At 63.9% G+C, this 6,015-nt stretch carries 4 protein-coding genes; 2 read left to right on the forward strand and 2 right to left on the reverse strand.

The window, feature by feature from the left end; genetic code table 11:
• Nucleotides 1–223 precede the first annotated feature (223 nt).
• Together AOP77_RS08940 and AOP77_RS08945 are read right to left on the reverse strand one after the other, a co-directional pair.
• Nucleotides 224–1,843, reverse strand: a complete 1,620-nt coding sequence (locus AOP77_RS08940; RefSeq protein WP_062212567.1) for a DUF349 domain-containing protein — start codon at nt 1,841–1,843, stop codon at nt 224–226.
• Nucleotides 1,840–2,640 (reverse strand): peptidylprolyl isomerase, encoded by an 801-nt coding sequence (locus AOP77_RS08945; protein WP_062212570.1) that lies wholly within the window; start codon nt 2,638–2,640, stop codon nt 1,840–1,842. Before AOP77_RS08945 ends, AOP77_RS08940 begins: the two co-directional genes overlap by 4 nt.
• A gap of 71 nt (nt 2,641–2,711) precedes the next feature.
• Here AOP77_RS08945 and hisS point away from each other — a divergent pair, with 71 nt between their 5' ends.
• Nucleotides 2,712–4,091 (forward strand): histidine--tRNA ligase, encoded by a 1,380-nt coding sequence (gene hisS / locus AOP77_RS08950; RefSeq protein ID WP_062212572.1) that lies wholly within the window; start codon nt 2,712–2,714, stop codon nt 4,089–4,091.
• A gap of 94 nt (nt 4,092–4,185) precedes the next feature.
• Nucleotides 4,186–5,949, forward strand: coding sequence for an aspartate--tRNA ligase (aspS, locus tag AOP77_RS08955; RefSeq protein WP_062212668.1), 1,764 nt, complete (start codon nt 4,186–4,188; stop codon nt 5,947–5,949).
• Nucleotides 5,950–6,015: the final 66 nt, after the last annotated feature.

Here is a 6,015-nt window from a genome sequence, read left to right on the forward strand (position 1 = left end):
CTATACCAGTGGTCGTGGAGGCGGTCATGACGGGCAACGTTTCTCTGACCGATCTACAGGTGGAGGTGGGCCGAGATGACCCGAGGGGCTCGGGATACTCAAGACTGAGGGAGGTCTGGCGCGTTCTCTACCCGGTGCTCTCGACTGTGGACCTCGCGAGGAAACAAGAAAGCCGACCCCGCCCGCGAATGCGAACTGAGCCGACCTCTTGAGGGGGCGAGGGCTAGGAAAGACCCTCGATCTGCTTGAGCCACGCCTTACGCGCTGCAAGGTCTTCTGCGAGCGCTTTGGCCGTCTTAGCATCTTTGGCTGACTTGGCCTCAGCAATTTCCGTTTCTAGCTTGGTGATGGCGGCTTGAAGCTGTGCGGCCGCGCCAGTTGCGCGAGCCTCGAGTTCGGGGTTACGTGAGGTCCAGGCGGACTCCTCGGCATCCCGAACCGACTTCTCGACGGCGGACATGCGCTTGGTCAGGCGCGCGATATCGCCGCGGGGAACCTGGCCGGCGGCCTCAAAGCGGTCCTGCGCTGCGTGAAGGGCCTTCTTGGTAAGTTCGAGGTCCTTGATGGGGAGCAGTGACTCTGCTTCCACCACGGCGGCCTCCTTGGCCTCGACGTTTCCTGCGAGCGCTTCGTCCTCAGCCTCCGAAGCCGCGCGACGAGCGTCGAAGAACGCATCCTGGGCCTTCTGGAACTTCTTCCAGAGTGCGTCGTCGGTGCTGCGGCGCCCCCGACCCGAGTTCTTCCACTCGCCCATCAGGTCCTTGAACGCTCGCGCGCTGCGGTCCCAGTCGGTGGACTCGGCCAGCGCCTGTGCTTTGGCGACGAGCGCCTCCTTTGCACTGGCGACTGCGCCGTTGTCCTTGTCGAGCTCAGCGAAGTGGTGCTTGCGCGCCTTCTCGAACGCGGAGCGTGCGTGAGTGAATCGCTTCCACAGTGCTCGCTCGGTGTCCTTGGGAACGCGTGCGCCGGAGCGCTGCGCCTCCTTCCAGCTGTCCAGCAGGTCGCGCAGGGTGGTGGTGTCGTTCTTCCAGTGGACTATTGCAACGTCCTTGGCCGCGATTGCCTCGGCCTTGACGACGATCTCCTCACGCACCGCGATGGCTGCCTCGCGGGCAGCCTTGCGCTCGGCCTGGATGCGGGCGCGAACCTCAGCCGCCTCGGTCTCGACGACGGAGAAACGCTCACGTAGCGCGGCCAGGTCGCCCACCACGACGGGGGTCTCGAGACCCGACGTGATCGACTTAGTCGAATCGTCGATGTCCTTGGGTGAAAGTTCGGCGGAACTCAAGCGAGCATGGAAACGCTCGATCGACGCCTGCAGTTCAGAGTAGGCACGTACGTACGGAGAAATGGGTTCGTCACCCTTGGCCTCTCCCACCTCGTGCTTGGTCTCGCCGTCGATAACGAAAACCTTGTCGTCGACTACCTCGGAGTACTTCTTCGCGGCGGCGAGTTCTTCTGGCGTCACGGGGTGCACCACGGGCACCTTGACGGGGTGCGTCTTATGAGCGGCGACGTTTGCCGGGCTCGCCTTGGCAAAGGATCCGGGTTTTGGTGCCGCCGGGCGTGGCTTTGCGCTGGGCTTGGGTGCGGCCTTCGTTGCGGGCTTCGCCTCGTCCGTCGCGGTCTTCTCGTCGACCTTTGTCGCCGCAGCATCTTCCGCCGCGTCGGCATCGGACGCGGGCTTGGCCGCGTCCTCCGTGGGCGCGACGGCGTCCTTGGCGGGCTCAGGAGTGTCCGCGGTGGCGGTCTCCATGGCAGTTTCGGTGGCTTCGCTCACTGCGACATCCGGGGTGTTTTCGTGCTCAGCGGAGTCGGAAGGAGGGGTGTTGGACGGGGTCATGAGACGGATACCTCGTTGATGATGACGGACTGCGCAGGACGGCCATCGGAGTCTCCGGTGATCGTGCCAGCTTGGGCAACATCCTCAACAATAGCGAGACCTTGGGTTACCTCGCCAAATACGGTGTATCCACCGGCCGCGTCGGATGGGATAACGGAATCGTCGTAGACGATGAAAAACTGGCTTCCCATGGATGCCGGGTCGTTGCCTACCCGTGCCATGGCGAGAGTTCCGGCCGGGTACAAATCGTCGTCCGGAGTATTCTCTAGGGGGCCGTAACGGTAGCCGGGACCACCGGTGCCGGTGCCGGTGGGATCACCGCATTGAAGCACGTAGATACCCTCAGTCGTGATCCGGTGGCAGTCAGTACTATCAAAGAAGCCGTCCTGAGCAAGTGATACGAACGAGGCGACGGCCTGAGGCGCGTTCACGCCATCCAGCTCCACAGTGATGGGCCCTTGGTTGGTGTCGATGTCGACGGTCCACACCCTTCCTTCCGCGAGTTCGGGGCCAGGAGGCGTGAGCGAGTTTGCCCAACCCTCGGTGTCAACCTCGATGCCGGAGTCGGTTGAGGTGGGCTCGGGACTCGTGGACGTGGCACCTGCGGAGGCGGAATTGTCCTCGCTGGTCAGCATGACCACGACGATGACAGCAATCACTGCGAGAACGAGGGCGCCCGCGGCGTACGCGGCGATTTTGCGCTTGCGCTGCTGCTCAACCTTCGCGGCCGCAATCTTGCGCTGAAACTCCTCATGGCGCCTCAGCTCGTACGCCTTGGACTGCTTCTTACTGGTCATTCGTTGTCAGCCTCCAATGATGTGCCTGGTGCTGTGCCAGTCTATTGCGCCAGGGGTGGAACAATAGGCGCATGGCTCGCGTGCAACCACTGTCCGGATTCCCTGAATGGTCCCCCCAGGACCGACTTCTCGAATCTCACGTTATTTCAACGCTGAGCGAAGTCTTCGCGTTGCATGGCTTTGGCGAGATCCAGACGCGGGCCGTGGAACCCATCGGCCGTCTGGCGGGGGATAGCGACGCGTCGAAGGAGATCTACACGCTTGGTCGCCTCACCGCCGAGGGTGACGCCGATGCCAAGCTCGGTCTTCACTTCGACCTGACGGTTCCGTTCGCGCGTTATGTCGAGGAGCGCCAGGGGCAGTTGCACTTCCCGTTCCGCCGCTTTCAGATTCAGAAGGTGTGGCGCGGTGAGCGCCCGCAGGAGGGTCGTTACCGCGAGTTTTACCAGGCGGACATCGACGTCGTAGGCCGCGACACCCTGCCCGAGCACCTCGAGTCTGAAGTGGCAATCGTTATGGCACGCGCTCTGGCCGCACTGCCCATTCCGGCCGTCCGCATGCACGTGAACAACCGTCAACTGGTGGAGGGCTTCTACGAGGGCGTGGGGATTACCGATGTCGCGGGTGCTCTACGCAGCGTCGACAAGCTCGACAAGATTGGCCCGGAGGGCGTCGCCAAGGAACTCGCTGGCAAGGGCATTGACGAACGTGCGGCCGATGCCGTCCTCCAGTTGGCAAGAATTTCCTCGCCTGATGCGTCCTTCGCCCAGGCGGTGGAGGACCTGTGGGAGACCACGGTGCTGGTTGACGATGGCGCGGCCGTCGAGGCGGCGCAGCTCAAGTTGGCCAAGGGAATTGCTTCCCTCGCGGCTCTCGTGACAGCTGTGAACGCGGCTACTTCCGTTGACGGGGCCGCCGGGGTGGCCGTCGCCGATCTTCGCATCGCGCGCGGCCTGGACTATTACACGGGATCCGTCTACGAGACGTTCCTGACCGGTCACGAGGACCTCGGGTCCATTTGCTCCGGTGGGCGCTACGACTCGCTCATCGCCGGCGGGGGATTCCCTGGCGTGGGCATGTCCATCGGCGTGAGCCGTCTGGTGAGCCGGATCTTAGGCGCCGAACTCGCTTCGGTGACCCGCTCTGTGCCCAGTGCGGTGCTGGTGGCGGTGACGGACGAGGAAGCCCGTGCAGCATCGGCCGGAATTGCGGACCGCTTGCGGGCCCGCGGCATTGCCTGTGAGGTCTCACCCTCCGCGGCCAAGTTTGGCAAGCAGATCCAGTACGCCGACCGGCGGGGGATTCCGTTCGTGTGGTTCCCCGACGCGGGCGACGGCACTGCTGGCGACGGCGAGGTCAAGGACATTCGTAGCGGGGATCAGACCCCCGCGGACGCCGACGCCTGGACGCCGCCGGCAGAGGACCTCGAACCGCGCATCGTTCACGGCTAGACTGGACGGCAGTAGCGGCCGCTGAGGCGACCGCGCACACATTCATGAACATTCGCGTGCCCTAGGTATGGGCGCGCACAGGGAAAGGCACATCTTGCTCCGCACTCACCTCGCTGGAAACCTTCGCGCCGCCGATGCCGGCTCGACCGTCACGCTCGCAGGCTGGGTGGGCCGTCGCCGCGATCACGGTGGGGTGGCCTTCATTGACCTGCGTGACTCCTCGGGGTTCGCCCAGGTGGTCATTCGCGAGGACGTGGCGCACTCACTGCGCAACGAGTACGTGATTCAGGTGACCGGTGAGGTGCGCCTACGTCCCGAAGGCTCCGCCAACGCGAACCTGCCGTCGGGCGAGGTGGAGATCGTCATTGACGAGCTCACCATTCTCAACGAGTCTGCACCGCTGCCGCTCCCCATTGACGAGCACGTTGAGGTGGGCGAAGAGGCTCGCCTCAAGCACCGCTACCTGGACTTGCGTCGTCCACAGCCGCGCGCCAACATGGTGCTGCGTTCCAAGGTCAACCAGGCCGCACGCCGGGTGCTCGAGCGTCACGACTTCCTGGAGATCGAGACTCCCACGCTGACCCGCTCCACCCCCGAGGGTGCACGCGACTTCCTGGTTCCCGCGCGACTGTCGCCCGGCTCCTGGTACGCCCTGCCGCAGTCGCCGCAGCTGTTTAAGCAGCTGCTGATGGTGGCCGGCATGGAGAAGTATTACCAGATTGCCCGCTGCTACCGCGATGAGGACTTCCGCGCGGACCGTCAGCCGGAGTTCACGCAACTCGACATCGAGATGAGCTTTGTCAATCAGGACGACGTAATCGCGTTGGGCGAGGAGCTCGTCAAGGAATTGTGGTCGCTCATCGACTACGACATCGAACTGCCCATCCCGCGCATCACCTACGCCGACTCGATGGCCCGCTACGGATCCGACAAGCCGGACCTGCGTTTTGGCCTCGAGCTCACCGAGATGACCGAGTACTTCAAGGACACCACGTTCCGCGTGTTCGCGGCCGATTACGTGGGTGCTGTGGTGATGCCCGGTGGTGCGTCGCAGCCTCGCAAAACTCTCGACAAGTGGCAGGACTGGGCTAAGTCGCGCGGGGCACGCGGCCTCGCCTACGTGCTGGTGCAGGAAGACGGATCGCTCACCGGTCCCGTAGCCAAGAATCTTTCCGAGACTGAGGTGGCGGGTCTCGCGTCCAAGGTGGGTGCTGCACCTGGAGACTGCATCTTCTTCGCGGCGGGCAAGCCCACGCCTGCGCGCGCACTGTTGGGCGCCGCGCGCCTCGAAATCGGAGAGCGCTGCGGGCTGATCGATCACGACGCCTACAAGTTCGTGTGGGTCGTTGACGCGCCGCTGTTCAAGGCAATCGACGAGGACCCGGACGATGATGATGTGGTGCTCGGCACCGGTGCGTTTACCGCCGTCCACCACGCGTTCACGTCGCCCAAGCCGGAGTTCATGGACACGTTCGACACTGACCCAGGCTCCGCGCTGGCTTATGCGTATGACATTGTCTGCAACGGCAACGAGCTGGGCGGTGGGTCGATCCGTATTCACCAGCGTTCGGTGCAGGAGCGGGTGTTCGGCGTGATGGGTATCGGGGAGGAGGAAGCACAGGAGAAATTTGGCTTCCTGCTCGAGGCGTTCGGTTTTGGTGCACCTCCTCACGGTGGAATCGCCCTGGGTTGGGACCGCGTCACCGCGCTGCTCGCCAAGGCGGACTCTATTCGCGACGTTATTGCGTTCCCCAAGTCCGGTGGCGGCTATGACCCTCTTACTGCTGCGCCCGCGCCGATTACGGACGAGCAGCGCAGCGAGGCGGGCGTGGACTTTGTACCTGAGGTCGACGCCTAGTCGTAAACAGCCACTCCTGAGGAGAAGGAGCCCACATGGTCGCTCTCGCGAGTCAACGTGTGCGTA

Source organism: Demequina oxidasica (assembly GCF_000975115.1).
Taxonomy (GTDB): domain Bacteria; phylum Actinomycetota; class Actinomycetes; order Actinomycetales; family Demequinaceae; genus Demequina; species Demequina oxidasica.

Coding starts and splice junctions, on each gene's coding strand:
- AOP77_RS08940 (WP_062212567.1), bottom strand. CDS start 1,843: ATGACCCCGTCCAACACCCCTCCTTCCGACTCCGCTGAGCACGAAAAC.
- AOP77_RS08945 (WP_062212570.1), bottom strand. CDS start 2,640: ATGACCAGTAAGAAGCAGTCCAAGGCGTACGAGCTGAGGCGCCATGAG.
- hisS (WP_062212572.1), top strand. CDS start 2,712: ATGGCTCGCGTGCAACCACTGTCCGGATTCCCTGAATGGTCCCCCCAG.